17 protein-coding genes and 1 tRNA gene are annotated in these 15,777 nt (G+C 32.4%); 6 read left to right on the top strand and 12 right to left on the bottom strand.

The annotated features are described in order from the left end of the window. Window positions 1-6: 6 nt before the first annotated feature. The 3 genes from J2Z38_RS02555 to J2Z38_RS02565 are packed head-to-tail and all read right to left on the bottom strand — an operon-like array spanning window position 7 to window position 2,274. On the bottom strand, window positions 7-639 hold the full coding sequence (locus J2Z38_RS02555; protein WP_209772463.1) for a type 1 glutamine amidotransferase: 633 nt from the start codon (window positions 637-639) through the stop codon (window positions 7-9). 5 nt (window positions 640-644) lie between these two features. After that, complete coding sequence (locus tag J2Z38_RS02560) at window positions 645-1,967, bottom strand: MurT ligase domain-containing protein (protein ID WP_209772046.1); 1,323 nt, start codon at window positions 1,965-1,967, stop codon at window positions 645-647. 37 nt (window positions 1,968-2,004) lie between these two features. Continuing rightward, window positions 2,005-2,274, bottom strand: a complete 270-nt coding sequence (locus tag J2Z38_RS02565) for an acylphosphatase (RefSeq protein WP_209772048.1) — start codon at window positions 2,272-2,274, stop codon at window positions 2,005-2,007. Window positions 2,275-2,364: 90 nt separating this feature from the next. Between J2Z38_RS02565 and J2Z38_RS02570 the strand changes: the two genes are divergently transcribed. Both J2Z38_RS02570 and J2Z38_RS02575 read left to right on the top strand, forming a co-directional pair. After that, complete coding sequence (locus tag J2Z38_RS02570; RefSeq protein WP_209772050.1) at window positions 2,365-4,896, top strand: heavy metal translocating P-type ATPase; 2,532 nt, start codon at window positions 2,365-2,367, stop codon at window positions 4,894-4,896. Window positions 4,897-4,899: 3 nt separating this feature from the next. Further along, window positions 4,900-5,175 carry a metal-sensing transcriptional repressor gene (locus J2Z38_RS02575; RefSeq protein WP_209772053.1) on the top strand — a complete coding sequence of 92 codons (276 nt, stop codon included), beginning with the start codon at window positions 4,900-4,902 and terminating at the stop codon, window positions 5,173-5,175. 46 nt (window positions 5,176-5,221) lie between these two features. Here J2Z38_RS02575 and J2Z38_RS02580 read toward each other — a convergent pair whose 3' ends face one another. Further along, the gene (locus tag J2Z38_RS02580) at window positions 5,222-5,722 is read right to left on the bottom strand and encodes a QueT transporter family protein (RefSeq protein WP_209772056.1); all 501 of its coding nucleotides are present in this window, start codon (window positions 5,720-5,722) and stop codon (window positions 5,222-5,224) included. Window positions 5,723-5,848: 126 nt separating this feature from the next. On the opposite strand from J2Z38_RS02580, the gene J2Z38_RS02585 reads away from it, so the two are divergent. From J2Z38_RS02585 to J2Z38_RS02595, 3 genes are all read left to right on the top strand, one after another. After that, window positions 5,849-6,724, top strand: coding sequence for a C39 family peptidase (locus J2Z38_RS02585; RefSeq protein WP_209772060.1), 876 nt, complete (start codon window positions 5,849-5,851; stop codon window positions 6,722-6,724). 58 nt (window positions 6,725-6,782) lie between these two features. Continuing rightward, window positions 6,783-6,858, top strand: a tRNA-Lys gene (locus J2Z38_RS02590). 174 nt (window positions 6,859-7,032) lie between these two features. Then, window positions 7,033-7,770 (top strand): ECF transporter S component, encoded by a 738-nt coding sequence (locus J2Z38_RS02595; protein WP_209772063.1) that lies wholly within the window; start codon window positions 7,033-7,035, stop codon window positions 7,768-7,770. A 39-nt stretch (window positions 7,771-7,809) separates the two neighbouring features. On the opposite strand, the gene J2Z38_RS02600 is transcribed toward J2Z38_RS02595, so the two are convergent. Next, entirely contained in the window at window positions 7,810-8,112 is a 303-nt protein-coding gene (locus tag J2Z38_RS02600; RefSeq protein ID WP_209772066.1) for a DUF4298 domain-containing protein, read from the bottom strand. Beyond that, on the bottom strand, window positions 8,102-9,025 hold the full coding sequence (locus J2Z38_RS02605; protein ID WP_209772068.1) for a serine hydrolase domain-containing protein: 924 nt from the start codon (window positions 9,023-9,025) through the stop codon (window positions 8,102-8,104). The genes J2Z38_RS02600 and J2Z38_RS02605 overlap by 11 nt, the downstream gene beginning before the upstream one ends. Before the next feature lie 81 nt (window positions 9,026-9,106). Here J2Z38_RS02605 and J2Z38_RS02610 point away from each other — a divergent pair, with 81 nt between their 5' ends. After that, on the top strand, window positions 9,107-10,297 hold the full coding sequence (locus J2Z38_RS02610; protein ID WP_209772071.1) for a M20 metallopeptidase family protein: 1,191 nt from the start codon (window positions 9,107-9,109) through the stop codon (window positions 10,295-10,297). 38 nt (window positions 10,298-10,335) lie between these two features. On the opposite strand, the gene J2Z38_RS02615 is transcribed toward J2Z38_RS02610, so the two are convergent. The 6 genes from J2Z38_RS02615 to tpiA all read right to left on the bottom strand — a co-directional run bounded on the left by J2Z38_RS02615 (window position 10,336) and on the right by tpiA (window position 15,772). After that, window positions 10,336-10,815, bottom strand: a complete 480-nt coding sequence (locus J2Z38_RS02615) for a GNAT family N-acetyltransferase (RefSeq protein WP_209772074.1) — start codon at window positions 10,813-10,815, stop codon at window positions 10,336-10,338. After that, window positions 10,775-11,215 carry an SsrA-binding protein SmpB gene (gene smpB, locus J2Z38_RS02620; RefSeq protein ID WP_209772077.1) on the bottom strand — a complete coding sequence of 147 codons (441 nt, stop codon included), beginning with the start codon at window positions 11,213-11,215 and terminating at the stop codon, window positions 10,775-10,777. The genes J2Z38_RS02615 and smpB overlap by 41 nt, the downstream gene beginning before the upstream one ends. Continuing rightward, window positions 11,196-13,316, bottom strand: coding sequence for a ribonuclease R (rnr, locus tag J2Z38_RS02625; RefSeq protein WP_209772079.1), 2,121 nt, complete (start codon window positions 13,314-13,316; stop codon window positions 11,196-11,198). The genes smpB and rnr overlap by 20 nt, the downstream gene beginning before the upstream one ends. Window positions 13,317-13,370: 54 nt before the next feature. After that, window positions 13,371-13,598 carry a preprotein translocase subunit SecG gene (gene secG / locus J2Z38_RS02630; protein ID WP_209772081.1) on the bottom strand — a complete coding sequence of 76 codons (228 nt, stop codon included), beginning with the start codon at window positions 13,596-13,598 and terminating at the stop codon, window positions 13,371-13,373. A gap of 105 nt (window positions 13,599-13,703) precedes the next feature. Next, the gene (gene eno / locus J2Z38_RS02635; RefSeq protein WP_209772083.1) at window positions 13,704-14,996 is read right to left on the bottom strand and encodes a phosphopyruvate hydratase; all 1,293 of its coding nucleotides are present in this window, start codon (window positions 14,994-14,996) and stop codon (window positions 13,704-13,706) included. Window positions 14,997-15,019: 23 nt separating this feature from the next. Continuing rightward, window positions 15,020-15,772 carry a triose-phosphate isomerase gene (gene tpiA / locus J2Z38_RS02640; RefSeq protein ID WP_209772086.1) on the bottom strand — a complete coding sequence of 251 codons (753 nt, stop codon included), beginning with the start codon at window positions 15,770-15,772 and terminating at the stop codon, window positions 15,020-15,022. Window positions 15,773-15,777 lie beyond the last annotated feature (5 nt).

Below are 15,777 nucleotides of genomic sequence, written 5' to 3' on the forward strand. Positions count from 1 at the left end.
TGCTCCTTATAAAATTATTTCTATGATTTTTTTGCACAAATTCTCATTTCTTGCCAAAATCGGACCATGCAAGTATGTCCCAATAGTGTTTTTATAGATAAAACCTTCAGTTTTATCCTCTCCATTATTTCCATTTCCCTCAATTACTCTACCAAATGGTTTTTGATTTTTGGATAAAAATGTTCTTCCACCGTGGTTTTCAAATCCCAAACAAGTTTCGTCAAATTTTTCAACACAAATTTTTATCTGACCCGTAAATCGATTTTTAGAATCTTGATTTAAAGTATAGTGGTCAAAAATATTTAAACCTTCAATTTTCTCACCTTCGGCGTTATAATAATACTTACCCAAAAGTTGATAGCCTCCACAAATTGCAAGCAATAGTCCATCGTTGTTTATATATCTAACCAAATCTTCTCTTTTCTTTATAAGATCATCTTTAACTATGGATTGCTCGTAATCTTGGCCCCCGCCAAAGAACACAAAATCATAATCTTCAGCTTTGAAATCATCCCCGATGGATACAATCTTTCTTTCAAAATCTATACCATTTTTTTTAAGTTCGTACTCAAAAGCCATTAAATTTCCAACATCGCCATAGGTATTTAAGAGGTTGCCATATAGATGGCATATTCTTATCTTTTTTATAAGTCAAGCACCTCCCTTAATTTAAGCATTGCTGTATAGGTTGATAAGATATAGATATTATCAGTCTTTGCATTTTTTATGATATTTTTTATATCTTCTTCAAAGTCAAATTCATTGATTTGGCCATTGAAAATCTCTGCTATTTCAAGTCTTCTCTTCATATCTTCTTTTCTTTTACCAGATACATAAACATCTCTAATATCTAATCCACTTAATTTTTCGTAATATGAATCATAAATCCAACTTACATCAAGTCCATCAGCATAATTGTCATTTAACAGGCAAATAAGGCTTACTGGTTTTTCTTCTAGCATAACAAGATCTATAACCTGGTTTAACCCAGTTGGATTTTTAACTAAATTAATGACAAGATTTTTACCAAAAATTTCTACATTTTCTTGCCTACCGAAAACATTTTTTTGTTTTTTTAGTCCTCTGCATATCTCTTCATAAGTAAGTCCTAGTTCATAAGCAATTGAAACAGCTGTCAGAGCATTATAAATGTTATAAACCCCGCCAACATTGACTTCATATGGTTTACCAGAAATTTCAAACTTTGAATGATTTGGATCTAGACTTGAGATTTTTTCTATTTCATACCTTATTTCAGGCGACTTAAAATCACAATTAGGACAAGAAAAATCTCCCAAGGAAGAATAGTTAACAGTACTGTATTTTAATACACTGTGGCAGGATGGGCAAATTATCCCATCTGAATTGAAGTCAGCTTCTTTATCATAGTCTTTTTTGTCATTAACCCTGATTCCAAAATAAATTGGCTTAAACTTTTTTAAATTATCATATGAGAAAACTGGCAAATCACCATTAGCAATTATTTTAGCATTTGGCATAAGGTCAAGACCTTCCAATATCTTATCTAAGATATTATAAATCTCTCCAAACCTATCCATTTGATCCCTGAAAATATTTGTAAGTGCAACATAATCAGCCTTGATATATTTACCAATCCTAAATATATTTGCCTCATCTACTTCAAGAACAGCTACAGTCTCCTTATCAGCAGGGTTATCAAGTAGGGATGTAATTATTCCTTGAACCATATTTGACCCAGACTCATTAGTTAAAACTATTGGGTAATGTTCTCTTAGGATAGATACTAGAAAATGGGTTGTCATGGTTTTGCCATTAGTACCTGTAACAAAAATAAACTTAGTATTTTTAGACAATTCCTTCAATATGTCCTTATCTAATTTATAAGCTATATAACCAGGTAGAGACGTTGCTTTCCTATTAAATAACTTTAATATACTTCTAATTGATTTGGCTAATACTTTAACCAATTTGCTTTTTAAACTCATAGCAATATTATATCCTTTTTTTACCAATATTTCAATATTAATAAACCACTTGAAAGTCAGAATCTCCATCTATTACAGAAACTTCATTAATATTTTTGCTGTCTATTATGGCAAAGTTTATATTTTCAAGTCCCTTAAAAAAACTCATAATCTGATTTTCATTTCCCTGGATATAAACTTCTACACTTCCATCATACATATTCCTAACAGTTCCCGTAACACCAAGCCTGTCTGCGAGCATTTTAACTTGAAACCTAAAGCCTACACCTTGGACCCTGCCCTTAAAAATGATATGGTATCTTTTCATATTTACTCCTTTGGCTCATTATACTTGACAAAATATATTCAGTAAATATAGTTTATATAGATACCCCATAGGGGTGTGAAAGGAGGTTTAATGAAACAAAAATTTGATATTTATGGGATGACTTGTGCTTCCTGCCAAGCAGCTGTAGATAGAGCTGTGAAAAAACTAGGAGTGAATGAGGTAAATGTCAACCTTATAAATGAATCAATGAGTGTAGAATACGATCCAAATAAAATTTCAGATACCGATATCATCGAAGCAGTTTCAAGTGCAGGCTACGAGGCTAGGCTTAAAAACAATGAAAAATTTGCTAAAAATTCAAAGGATTACCTAAAAGAAATTGAAGAAGATAATACAAAGTTTAGGCTAAAAGTATCCTTTTTCTTCATGATTCTCTTAATGTATATAGCTATGGGACCGATGGTAAATCTACCCATTCCAAGTTTTTTACTAGGAAGTCAAGGCGCTATAAATAATGCCTTTGTCCAATTCTTATTAACTATTCCTGTAATATTTGTAAATAAGAAATTTTTTATATCTGGATTTAAATCCCTAAAAAATAGAAACCCAAATATGGATACTCTTATAGCCCTGGGATCATCATCCGCCCTAATCTATGGGATTTTTGTAATTATGAGAATGGCTCATGCCGCAGGTCTAGGTGATTTTGAAACAATTGAATCTTATAGGCATAACCTTTATTTTGAATCTTCTGCCATGATACTTACATTAATCACCTTGGGAAAATATTTTGAAGCAAGAAGCAAAGGAGAAACTAAGGCTTCATTAAAAAACCTAATGGATCTTGCTCCAGAAAAGGCAAGGGTAATTAGAAATAATGTAGAAGTTGAGATTGACTCTGCTGATATAGAAAAAGGGGATATTATTGTTATAAGGCCTGGTGAAAGAATACCTGTGGATGGAGAAATTATAAAAGGATCTTCCCTTGTTGACGAGGCAGCTATTACGGGTGAATCAATTCCCGTCAATAAAACTATTGGAGATGAAGTAATTTCTGCAACTATAAATAAGCAAGGTTCTTTTAAATTTAAAGCAACTAGAGTTGGAGAGGATACAACTCTTTCCCAGATCATCAGTCTTGTAAATGATGCGAATGAAACTAAAGCGCCTATAGCTAAACTTGCCGATAAAATTTCTGCTATTTTTGTACCTGCTGTAATTATTATTTCATTAATAACTTTCATTGGCTGGTATATAATTAGTAGAGATTTCGAATTTGCACTAAATCTTATGATTTCAGTCCTTGTTATATCATGTCCATGTGCTCTTGGGCTTGCAACGCCAATGGCAATCATGGTTGCAACAGGTAAGTCGGCTGAACTTGGACTTTTATTTAAAAATGCCGAAAGTTTAGAGAATCTTCATAAAGTTGATACAATCCTACTTGATAAAACTGGAACAATTACTGAAGGAAAACCAGTAGTAACAGACTTATTAACCGAAATGAATGAAAAATCTTTCTTAGAGATTGCAGGATCCTTAGAGCATTTTTCAGAACATCCCCTATCTGACGCTATTAATACTTACGCATCAGAAAAAAACACACAGATTGTCCAAGTAGAAGATTTTGAATCAATTGTCGGAAGAGGTATTAAGGGGAAAATTGATAATAATCTTTATTATGCTGGTAACCTCAGGCTTATGGAAGATAATAATATAAATCTAAATAATTATCAAGAACTAAATAACAAACTTTCCAAAGATGGCAAGACTTCGATGTATTTTGCAAATGAGAAAGAGGTAATAGGCCTAATAGCAGCAAAAGACATGGCAAAAAATTCTTCTAAAAGTGCTATAGATATACTAAAAAAAGAAGGATTCGAAATTACCATGGTTACTGGGGATAACGAAATTACCGCAGAAGCCATTAGGAAAAGCTTAAATATTGACAAGAAATTTTCCGAAGTCCTACCTCAGGATAAGGACAAGGTTGTAAAAACTCTCCAAGCGGAAGGTAAAAAAGTTGCCATGGTTGGTGATGGAATAAATGACGCTCCAGCCCTTGCAAGAGCAGATATTGGTATAGCCATTGGTAAGGGATCTGATATTGCAATTGATTCAGCTGACGTAGTTCTAGTTAAGAATAGTTTACTAGACCTTGTAAAATCAATTGACTTGTCAAAAGCAACAATTAAGACAATAAAAGAAAACTTATTTTGGGCTTTCTTTTATAATATTATCCTAATCCCTCTCGCCGCTGGTCTCTTGTATCCAAAATTTGGTCTAACTTTAAATCCAATGTTTGCTGCACTAGCAATGAGTTTCTCTTCAGTATTTGTATGTCTAAACTCACTTAGACTTAGAGGATTTAAATCAGAGGCAGAAAAATATTCCAATGAAACAAATTATAAAGACGAAAATTTAAAGGAGAATGAAATGAACGAAGTTAAAAAAATGATTGTAAATGTTGATGGTATGAGCTGTAACAACTGCGCAAAGCACGTTAAAAATGCTCTAGAAGAATTAGATGGCGTAAACGAAGTTGTTGTAAACCTAGATAATAAAAATGCAGAATTATCTTACCAAGGTGATATTGATGAAAAATTAATTAGAGATGCTATTAACGAAGCAGGTTACGAATATAAGGGACTTCAAAAGTAATAAATGAAGGCCGATAAAGATAAAACTATCAGAAAATTAAAAACTGTCAGTGGTCAAATTGACGGTTTGATAAAAATGATAGAAGACGATAGGTATTGTATTGATATATCAAATCAAGTTATGGCATCAATTTCAATTCTAAAAAACATAAATAAGGATGTCTTAAGAGGTCACCTTGAACATTGCGTCTATGATAGTCTTAAGCAAAAAAATGAAAAAGACATAAAAGAAAAAATTGATGAGATTGAAAAAATAATCGATAAACTCAACAAGATCTAAAATAAGAAAACTCCCCTAGCCTATTAAGCTGGAGGAGTTTTTTTTCTTAGAAATTATATATATATGACATGAATCCTTCGTTTTTTTCAAGTATCTTAAACAACAATACACCGATAATTGAAACCATAACAAATTCACTTAACATAAATTGCATTAAAAGTACAAAAAACACTTCATCACTAGCTAAGATTAGCCAAGTCCCAATAGCAGGAACTGAAACTAATAAAACTGGAAATATAGATGCAATATATAGATTTTTAGCTCTTTGCATTAATATAAAAGCTATATATGATGAAAGTGTCCCAAATACGACGTCAAATAACATCATTGGACTAAATAAATTTGCAATAGCACATCCTAAAACAAGTCCTGGTATAAATCTCTTGTTATAAAATACTAATAGTACCAAAATTTCACTAAACCTAAATTGAATAGGACCATAGGATGCAACTGGCAATAATAGTGTCAAAACAGCATATAAGGCTGCTACACCTGCAGACTTAACTAAAAAATTAGTATCGTCTAAACTAATAAACTTTTCTTTCATTTTTTTCTCCTTGATTTTTTTTAGTAATGGGTGCCAAGAAACATTACCAGTACATTATATACTAAAAATAAAAATTTTAAAGTTTTATTTAATTGAAGCAAAATTTATTTCTAGTAAAATGTAACTATGAAAAAACTATTAATATTACTTTTATCTCTATTTTGCCTTACATCTTGTTCTAAAGGACCTGATATAGATATCAAAGGCTTTATAGATGAAGAAAGTGTAAAAATAATTGAAGATTTAAAATCTCTAGCCAGTGACACATTTAAAAGAAAAGATTTCCTAGACTTTACATACGAAGTTAAACCAAAGAAAAAATCTGAAGTTAAAGAAGATTTGATAAAAAATGTTGAAGAGGCAGCAAAGAAAGACAAAAAAGCAGAGTGGGTCTATGATAATTTTTATAATCTGGACAATGTGGACGCATATTTAACTGGTAATGATCCAGATACCATAGAATTTGTATACAATAAGAACCATAATTTTACTGACTTCAATTTCTATAAAGGTGAATCTGTAAAGCTAAAAAGAAAGACTCCATATTTTATCCAATGGGATAATAGATGGGCCTATGATACACTTTACCCTACCAATATAGGTGTTTCTGGTTGTGGGCCAACATCAATGGCCATGATTATGTCAAGGATGACAGATAATTTAATCTATCCAAATGAGATGGCTAAAAAAGCCTTTAAATTTATGAATGACGGTGGCATGGACTGGGCATTTATCGATCACATTTCAAAAGAATATAAGGTTAAAGTCGAAGACGTTAATCTAGATAAGGATAAAATGATTAAGGCACTTGAAGATGGTCCCCTATTGATTTCTGTCGGCAGAGGATACTTTACTCTCTTTGGTCATATCTTGGTGATTGATTCCTATAAGGACGGCAAATTTATTATTAATGATCCAAATAGCGTTAAAAATTCTATCATAGAATGGGACTATAACGATATCTCAGACCAAATTTTAAAAATTTGGAAATTTTCGAAATAAAAAACTTGACAGAAGCTAACTCGGGTGTTATACTATAAAGGTAGTTAACCGAAAGTATGCACCATTAGCTCAGCTGGTAGAGCACCTGACTCTTAATCAGGGCGTCCAGGGTTCGAATCCCTGATGGTGCACCAAACGTTGAAATTAGAAGGCGATAGCCTTTTTTTTTGTATTTATTTTCTCAAAATTCATCCTAAACGCTCCTATTTTTATAGATTAAAATAAATTATTAAAATTTTATCAATTTGGACTTTACTTTTCATTTTTCGCCGTATAATATAATAAAGTTAGAGATTTAGGAGGAATTAATGAAATTAGAAACAAAAAATCTCACCACTGTTGGTATTCTAGGAGCTATAGTTATAATGCTTGGCCTAACTCCTCTAGGATTTATCCCACTAGGCATGCTTTCTATAACTAGTCTACATATACCAGTAATCATTGCAGGTATCCTACAAGGACCTGTTGTCGGTGGCCTAGTTGGTATGATATTTGGATTTTTCTCCTTATTTAATGCTATGACTAGACCAGGACCAATATCTTTCGTCTTTTATAACCCGCTTATTTCTATATTACCTAGAATATTGATTGGCGTGGTCACTGGACTAATCTACAAGGCTCTTAAGGATAAGGATAATAATAAACTTCGTTTATTTATGAATATTTTTTGGTCTGTAATTGTAATTATCCTTAGCTATGTAACCATAAAGTCCTTTATTACAAAAGTAGCATTAGTAAATAAAATATTTTCAGTTATATTTTTACTAATTGCTTGTACTATGCTTTACTTATCTGTCAAAAATAAAAAAGCAAATTTTGCTATAGCCGTTAGTTCCTTTATGGGAACCCTAACAAACTCAGGTCTAGTTCTAGGTCTAATCTATATTATCTATGCGCAAAAATATGCTGAGGCAATTGGTATAAGTCCAGACCTTGCAGCAAAAACTATTTTTTCTGCCTTTGTAACTAATGCAATCCCAGAAGCAATTGTTGCAATCCTTGTGGCAAGCGCTGTTGTGACTTCATTTAGCAAAAGAAGAAGATAAGAAAAATGCACTCTAGCTTTTAAGCTTGAGTGCATTTTTTTATTTATTTTGAATCATTTTATTAGCAAGGTCTAAAAATCTTAGAGCAAGATAATAATCATCTCCCATTAGGTCGTAAATGGCATCCTCAGTTAAAATCCCTTGGTTTATTGAAGAATCAATCTTACCTTCATTAGAATCATCATAATCTTTTTGGAATTGATCGCTGTAGTAATATTCAACGAGCTTATCAAAATCTTCCCTTTCATTTTCTAGCTTATCTAAAATTTCATTAACTTTTACTAAAAGTTCCTTATAATTTTCATAAGTTTCTGTGTGTTTAATTAAGTAATTATAATCCATTTTCTACCTCTCTTAAGCTTTTTATTATTGAATTAAGTTGGCTTTTAATAGCGGGCACCTTATTTGGGTTTTCTCCATTACAAGCTACTATGATAATACCCTCTTTTTTTAGAAAAATAACATATTGACCACCAGATCCTGATGCGTAAGTAACACCGTCTTTGCCAGTCCAAAGCCCGTAGCCATAATAATCATTTGATAAGTAGGATTGATCTACATAATCTTTTTCATTTTTAAATAATTTACTAGACATCTTCCCTAGCCACTCTGAAGATACAATTCTTTGATTAAAATATACTCCATCATTTAAAACTAGGTCTCCTAATTTTAAAAGGTCATCCGCTTTTAGATATAATTTACTAGCACCAACAAGGTATTTGCCATACATGTCCCAGCGTGGATTTATAATACCTAGTTTTCTAAAAATATTTTCATTTATGAAGTCATATAGATCATAACCAAGATATTCTTGCATTGTGGCCGATAAAACATAGTAGCCAGCATTAGAATACAAAAACTCCTCACCTGGATTAAAATACAAAGGATATGATAAGGCATATTCTAAGAGTTTATCCTTATCCAGGTCTCCTATATCCTTACTCATTAAAATTATATCTCTATAACCCATAGTGTGTGTCAGACAATCTCTGACACTTATATTTTTAAGCTTTAAAATATTATCCTTATTAGATATTTCCACCTTATCTTTTAAAATATCATAAATGAGTGTATCCTCATTAAAATCTCCATTTGATTTATCTATTAAGATTCCGCAAGCAAGGCTAGTTACAAACTTAGCTATTGACCTTATATTAATTTTTTCTTCATTTATCTCTTCAAATAAAATTCCCTTTTCTTTAGAATAAATTATTAGAGAATCCATCTCAATTTTATCTAGCTTATTAATTTTCATTTCCACCTCTCTTCTACTATACAAGACAAATTTTCTAAATAAAGAAATACTAATATGTTATAATAAAACCAGGAGATTTATATGAATTTTTTAGAATTAGCAAAAGAAATTGAAGATAAAATAATATATGATAGAAGAAGACTTCATCAAATTCCAGAGCTTGAGTTAAACCTTCCAAAGACAAGTGCTTATATTTGTAAAAGACTAGATAAAATGGGAATCTCTTATGATAAACTCATTGGTGGTAATGCCCTTGTTGCCTATATTGGTAATTACAAGGACAAATGTATAGCAATCAGAGCTGATATGGATGGTCTAGAAATCAAAGAGGAAACTGATCTGGAGTTTAAATCCCTCCATAAGGGCCTTATGCACGCCTGTGGCCACGATGGCCATGTTGCTATGGCATTAGGTGCATGTGAACTTTTAAAGGCTAATGAGTATAAATTAGGAGGCTTAGTCAAGGTATTTTTCCAACCAGGAGAGGAAATACCTGGCGGCGCAGAACCTATGATAAAAGAAGGCTGTATGGAAAATCCTAAAGTAGATAGGATTGTCGCTATTCATGAAGGAGGATTATTTGGAGAATATCCGAAAGGTACCATCGCTATTAAAAAAGGAGAGATGATGGCAAGTATGGATGCCTTCACCTTAAAAATTATTGGTAAAGGTGGTCATGGCGCCAGACCAGAATCATTTATAGATCCTATTTCAATTATAAGCGAGATTAACAATGCCTTTTATAAGATAATTTCTAGAGAGATTGACCCTTTAAACCCATCCTTAATTTCTGTCTGTCAAATTCATGGAGGTGTCAACCAAAATGTCATTCCTGATGAAGTCTTTGAAGAAGGGACAGTTAGGTGCTTTTATGATGAAACTAGAGATTTCCTTGAAATTAGGATGAGAGAAGTATCTGTAAATATTGCTAAAGCCTATAGAGCTAAGGCAGAATTTTCTTATAAAAGATACTATCCATCATTAATAAATGATGATGATTTTACAGATTTTGTAAAACGCACTGCAACAGATTTATTTGGAAGTGAAGAAGTGATAAATCTTAAAAATCCTACAATGGGTGCTGACGACTTTGCCTTTTTCCTAAAAAAAGCAAAAGGAACTTATATTTCACTAAATAATCTAAAACCTCATTCTGATGGACAAACTTATCCTCATCATTCATCAAAGTTTGATATATATGAAGATACACTTTATATTGGAAGCGGTCTTTTGGCCGAAGTTTGTTATAGGTATTTGAACAGTTTGCAATAAAAAATCCTCTATTTAGTCTTTACTAAATAGAGGATCGTTTATATAAACTTACTCATAACCAAAAGGTTACTTGACTTCTCAAATGAAAATTTTTCATAAAAATTTAAGTGTTTGCTGTCATTTACGCTCATTAATTCAATCATACTGACTCCCTTATCCAATAAATACTTTTGAAGTTCATTAATAAATAAAGTACCGAGTCCCTTATTCTGATAATCTTTAAAAACTACAATTTCTTCTAGAAAATAAGATTTCAAATCATCATATTCTTTTATGTAGCCCATTAAAAATCCGGTATAAAGGCCATTAATTTCTTGAATAAGACAATAAGAATCAGGAGTTAATAGAACTTGCCTAATCCTTTTGTAGGCCTTTTCAAAGGTCCAGGATCCATCTTTATTCTCATTATAATATTTAAGATAAAGACTAGCAATGACATCCAAATCTTTCTCACTCATTCTAATGTAATGCATAATTTTAATAATTCTTAAGAGCTCTTTCCATGCGCCTCTTATCATCTTTTCTCTTAATTGATTCTCTCTTGTCATACATTTTTTTACCCTTAGCAAGAGCAATTTCAATCTTTACTAGGCCATTATTTTCATAAACTTTGAGAGGTACTATGGTATAACCATCTGCTGTTTTTTTGCCTATTAGTTTGTTTATTTCTTTTTTGTGGAGCAAGAGTTTTCTGGTCCTTGTTGGGTCTATCTTATCAAATCCTTCCATATACGGAGTTACATGCATACCAAAGACAAACATTTCACCCTTACGGTCTGAGATAAAGGCTTCTTTAATTGATACCTTGCCGGCTTTGATAGATTTTACTTCGCTTCCCTTTAGTTCAAGACCTGCCTCGTATTTTTCTTCAATGAAATAATCATGAAAGGCTTTTTTATTATTGGCTAATAATTTCATCTTCATCCTCCAAATAAAAGTCTATTTCCCTTTTAACTATGTCTACATTTACTACCCTTATCTTTACCTCTTGACCGATTGTATAATACCTCTTAGAATCAACATCAAAGGCTCTCAAGCTATCTTCTATGAAATCATATCTGTGATCAGAAAACTTATACATGAATAGTCCTTCAACTGTATTATCAAGTTCAATAAACATTCCAAATTCAGTTATAGATGATATACTACCGTCAAAGACTTCTCCAATAAAACGTGTCATGTATTTACACTTCATTAAATCTTCTACAGCTCTTTCGGCTTCCTCGCTTCGCCTTTCTGTAATTGATAGGTGGTCAGCAGCTTGTTCAAGATTTGATTCAAGGCTAGTTTGATTTACCTTGTTTAATTTATTTTCTATAAAATATTTTAGAATTCTATGGACTATTAGGTCAGGATACCTTCTTATAGGTGATGTAAAATGAGTGTAAAACTTCGTAGAAAGGCCGAAATGTATATCATTATAGTTGGCATACTTTGCCTTCTTCATAGTCCTTAGCATGAGCATATTAATGATTTTTTCTTCCTTTTTGCCTTCAACTTCCTTTAAGATATTTTGGAAATCTTTTGGATGAAGGTCATTGCCTTTAATATTATAACCCATAGCATTTAAGGCTCTTTTAAAACCATCAAGTTTTTCTTCACTTGGCTTTTCGTGAATCCTATAAATGAAAGGAAAATCCATATAGGCAAATAAACTTGCGACAGTTTCATTTGCTATAAGCATGAATTCTTCAATCATCTTGTTACCTGGACCTCTTTCAAGAGCTTCAATATTTAGAACTTGGCCTGTTTCAGATACATCTATTTGACTCTCCTCAAAGTTAAAGTCTATTGAGCCACGATTTTCTCTTGACTTTCTTAAAATATTATAAAGTTCATCAAAAAGCTCTAATTTTTCTTTTAGGACTTGGTCATCGTAAACATCCTTATCGCCTTCTAAAAAGTCATTTACATCATCATAAACAAGCCTCTTATCAGATTTAATGAAAGATTCATAAAAATTATTATCTACGACTTTACCCTTCTTATCAATGGTCATTTTTGCTGTAATAGCAAGGCGAATTTCACCTGGATTTAAGGAACAAATACCATTCGATAATTTCTCTGGAAGCATCGGTATAACAATATTATATAGATAGGTAGAATTGCCCCTCTCATAAGCGTCATCATCAAGAGCTGTATGTCTTTTAACATAATGGCTAACATCAGCAATATGGACATAGAGGTCATAATTTTCTCCGTTTTTTTCTATGGATATAGCGTCATCAAAGTCTTTTGAATCCCTTCCGTCAATGGTTACTGTAAATAAATCACTGAGATTAGTCCTACCTATAAGTTCTTCATCCCCTACCTCATCACCTATAAACAAAAGTTCTTTCTTTGTTTGTTTTGAATACTCAGTAGGGATTTTTTCCTGCCTTATTATCGATAAAACATCTATATTTTTATCATTTTTACCGCCAATTATTTCAATTATTTTTCCTTCAGGTTTTCCATTTTTTGGGTATGAAATAATCTCGACAACTACCTTATCTGCATTTTTTGCACCTAGTGAATTATTTTTCTCTATATAGATATCATCAGGATGTGACCTATCATCAACTATTACAAATCCAAATTTTTTGCTAGCTTGATATGTCCCAATTAATTCCTCATTAGCTCTTTCTAATATTTCAGAAACTTCGCCCTCGGCATTCTTTGATGTTTCTTTTTGTCTTAGAATTTTAATCCTGACCTTGTCATTATTATGAGCCCCATTTAACCTATCTCTTGAGATATAAACATCATCAAAGTCTTTGTTATCAGAAATAAAAAATCCATATCCTCCAGCAGCCATTGATATCTTTCCGATAAGATTAAGTTCATCATCTGTTAAAGGCATGATTCTTTTTTTATTTGATATTCTTATTTTATTTTCATTAACGAGTTCGTCTACAATGTCCTTCACAGCTGACTTTGTATACCTATCAGCTTTTAAATATATTTCTAATTCCTTTAAGGTCATAGGTATGTAGTCGTCATCGTTTATTAAATTTAATATTAATCCTTTTATATTCATATCTACTCCTTATGGCTCCTAATAAAAAAAGGAGTCAAAACCCTTGACCCCTTCCTAATTTATTGCTATAAATATTATACTTCCTAAAAATAAAAGTACTCCTCCAAAAATAACAACTTTGTCTAGAGTTTCATTTTTTGATTTATGTGCACTTTTACCAAAAACATTTGTCTTTGTTCCAGACAAAGCTCCTAGTCCGTCAGTTTTAGGATCTTGTAAAGTAACTGCAACTATAACTATTGCTGACGCAATCATCATAATTACTGCAAGCAAATTTGACATATAGACACCTCCGTTCATACTGTTTTATAATACCACAAATTGCCTTGTATTTCAATATTTATTAAAAAAGACTTGCTTCCTTAGAAGCAAGTCTTCAAAAATCTTTTATTTTAAATTGTAAAGAGCGTCTAGGCCTTTAAATCTTGCATCGTCCCAAAGTTCATCTTCAATTCTTAGAAGTTGGTTGTATTTAGAAACTCTGTCTGTTCTTGAAGGTGCACCTGTTTTGATTTGGCCTGCATTAACAGCTACTACAAGGTCAGCTATTGTTGTATCTTCTGTTTCACCAGATCTGTGAGAAACTATTGCTGTATATCCAGCTTCTTTAGCCATTTCGATAGCGTTTAGAGTTTCTGTAAGTGTACCAATTTGGTTAACTTTAATTAGAATTGCATTTGCAACGCCTTCAGCTATACCTTTTTCAAGTTTCTTTGTATTTGTTACAAATAGGTCATCACCAACAAGTTGAACTTTCTTTCCAAGTCTTTCTGTTAGTTTTGCCCAACCTTCCCAGTCATTTTCATCAAGACCGTCTTCTATTGATATGATTGGATATTTGTTTACTAATTCTTCTAGCCAATCAATCATTTCATCTTCTGTCTTAACTGTACCTTCTCCGTCAAGGTGGTATTTACCGTCTTCTTTGTTGTAGAATTCAGATGAAGCACAGTCCATAGCTATATAAACATCTTTACCTGGTTCATAACCAGCAGTTTTGATAGCTTCACAGATGATTTCTAGAGCTTCTTCGTTTGATTTAAGGTTTGGAGCAAATCCGCCTTCATCACCTACAGCTGTGTTATAGCCTTTGCTTGAAAGAACTGATTTTAAGTTGTGGAATACTTCTGTACCAATTTGAAGAGCGTGTGAAAAGCTTTCAGCACCAAGTGGGAAAATCATGAATTCTTGTATATCAACTGAGTTATCTGCGTGTTGACCACCGTTTAAGATGTTCATCATTGGTGTTGGAAGAAGCTTAGCATTTGTTCCGCCAATATAGTTATATAATGGCATGCCAAGTTCATCTGCTGCTGCTTTTGCTGCTGCAAGAGATACACCAAGAATAGCGTTAGCTCCTAGTTTTCCCTTATTTTCTGTACCGTCAAGCTCAATCATTGCATTGTCAATACCGATTTGATCAGTAACGTCAAAGTTATATTCAAGTTCTTCTGCTATTATTTCATTAACATTTTCAACAGCCTTAAGAACAGATTTTCCTTGGAAGTAGTCCTTATCACCATCTCTAAGTTCTACAGCTTCCCATTCACCTGTTGAAGCACCTGATGGTACTGCAGCTCTACCGAAACCACCAAGTTCTGTTTCAACTTCTACTTCTACAGTTGGGTTTCCTCTTGAATCGATAATTTGTCTTGCGTATACACTTGTAATTAAGCTCATTTATTTCTCCTTATAATTTTTTATTATTTTTTAAAATTAACTAATTGTTCAAAATCACTTGCTTTTAGACTTGCTCCACCTATTAGACCGCCGTCAATATTTTCTTTAGCAAGTAATTCTTTTACGTTTGATGGTTTCATTGAACCACCATATTGGATTCTAATTTTTTCACTAGCTGCTTCGCTGTATGTTTCTTTGATAAAGTTTCTGATAAAACCACACATATCATCGGCATCTTCAGCTGAGGCGGTCTTACCAGTACCTATAGCCCAAATTGGTTCATAGGCGATGATTACTTTTTCAATATCTGCTTCACTTACATCTTTTAAATTCTTTGTTAGTTGTTCTTTAACCTTGGCTTCTTGTTTGTTTTCTTCTCTTTCTTCAAGAGTTTCACCAACACAAAGAATTGGAACTAAGTCGTGGGCTAGGGCTGATTTCACCTTTTTATTTACAAGGCAATCACATTCTTTGAAGTATTCTCTTCTTTCAGAGTGACCGATAATTACGTATTTTGCCTTAACATCTTTAAGCATTAGTGGGGATATTTCACCTGTAAATGCTCCGCTTTCTTCAAAATACATATTTTCTGCACCATAATTGATATTTGTACCTTCAAGAACTTCTTGAGCTACAAGTAAATCTATGGCTGGTACACAAAATCCTGCTTCTACGCTTGAATCAAGATCTAAAGCCTTAACTTCTTCTAGAAGTTGTCTAGCTTCACTTGGTGTCTTGTTCATCTTCCAATTGCCAACTATTACTGGTTTGCGCATTTTAA

This window comes from Anaerococcus degeneri (assembly GCF_017874475.1).
GTDB classification, from domain to species: domain Bacteria; phylum Bacillota; class Clostridia; order Tissierellales; family Peptoniphilaceae; genus Anaerococcus; species Anaerococcus degeneri.

What these genes read in the sequence shown, in the direction of transcription:
- tpiA (WP_209772086.1), bottom strand. Translation starts at nt 15,772, where the DNA reads ATGCGCAAACCAGTAATAGTTGGCAATTGGAAGATGAACAAGACACCA.
- J2Z38_RS02615 (WP_209772074.1), bottom strand. Translation starts at nt 10,815, where the DNA reads ATGATAAGAGGCGCATGGAAAGAGCTCTTAAGAATTATTAAAATTATG.
- J2Z38_RS02580 (WP_209772056.1), bottom strand. Translation starts at nt 5,722, where the DNA reads ATGAAAGAAAAGTTTATTAGTTTAGACGATACTAATTTTTTAGTTAAG.
- J2Z38_RS02595 (WP_209772063.1), top strand. Translation starts at nt 7,033, where the DNA reads ATGAAATTAGAAACAAAAAATCTCACCACTGTTGGTATTCTAGGAGCT.
- J2Z38_RS02585 (WP_209772060.1), top strand. Translation starts at nt 5,849, where the DNA reads ATGAAAAAACTATTAATATTACTTTTATCTCTATTTTGCCTTACATCT.
- J2Z38_RS02610 (WP_209772071.1), top strand. Translation starts at nt 9,107, where the DNA reads ATGAATTTTTTAGAATTAGCAAAAGAAATTGAAGATAAAATAATATAT.
- eno (WP_209772083.1), bottom strand. Translation starts at nt 14,996, where the DNA reads ATGAGCTTAATTACAAGTGTATACGCAAGACAAATTATCGATTCAAGA.
- secG (WP_209772081.1), bottom strand. Translation starts at nt 13,598, where the DNA reads ATGTCAAATTTGCTTGCAGTAATTATGATGATTGCGTCAGCAATAGTT.
- smpB (WP_209772077.1), bottom strand. Translation starts at nt 11,215, where the DNA reads ATGAAATTATTAGCCAATAATAAAAAAGCCTTTCATGATTATTTCATT.
- J2Z38_RS02560 (WP_209772046.1), bottom strand. Translation starts at nt 1,967, where the DNA reads ATGAGTTTAAAAAGCAAATTGGTTAAAGTATTAGCCAAATCAATTAGA.
- rnr (WP_209772079.1), bottom strand. Translation starts at nt 13,316, where the DNA reads ATGAATATAAAAGGATTAATATTAAATTTAATAAACGATGACGACTAC.
- J2Z38_RS02570 (WP_209772050.1), top strand. Translation starts at nt 2,365, where the DNA reads ATGAAACAAAAATTTGATATTTATGGGATGACTTGTGCTTCCTGCCAA.
- J2Z38_RS02575 (WP_209772053.1), top strand. Translation starts at nt 4,900, where the DNA reads ATGAAGGCCGATAAAGATAAAACTATCAGAAAATTAAAAACTGTCAGT.
- J2Z38_RS02600 (WP_209772066.1), bottom strand. Translation starts at nt 8,112, where the DNA reads ATGGATTATAATTACTTAATTAAACACACAGAAACTTATGAAAATTAT.
- J2Z38_RS02565 (WP_209772048.1), bottom strand. Translation starts at nt 2,274, where the DNA reads ATGAAAAGATACCATATCATTTTTAAGGGCAGGGTCCAAGGTGTAGGC.
- J2Z38_RS02605 (WP_209772068.1), bottom strand. Translation starts at nt 9,025, where the DNA reads ATGAAAATTAATAAGCTAGATAAAATTGAGATGGATTCTCTAATAATT.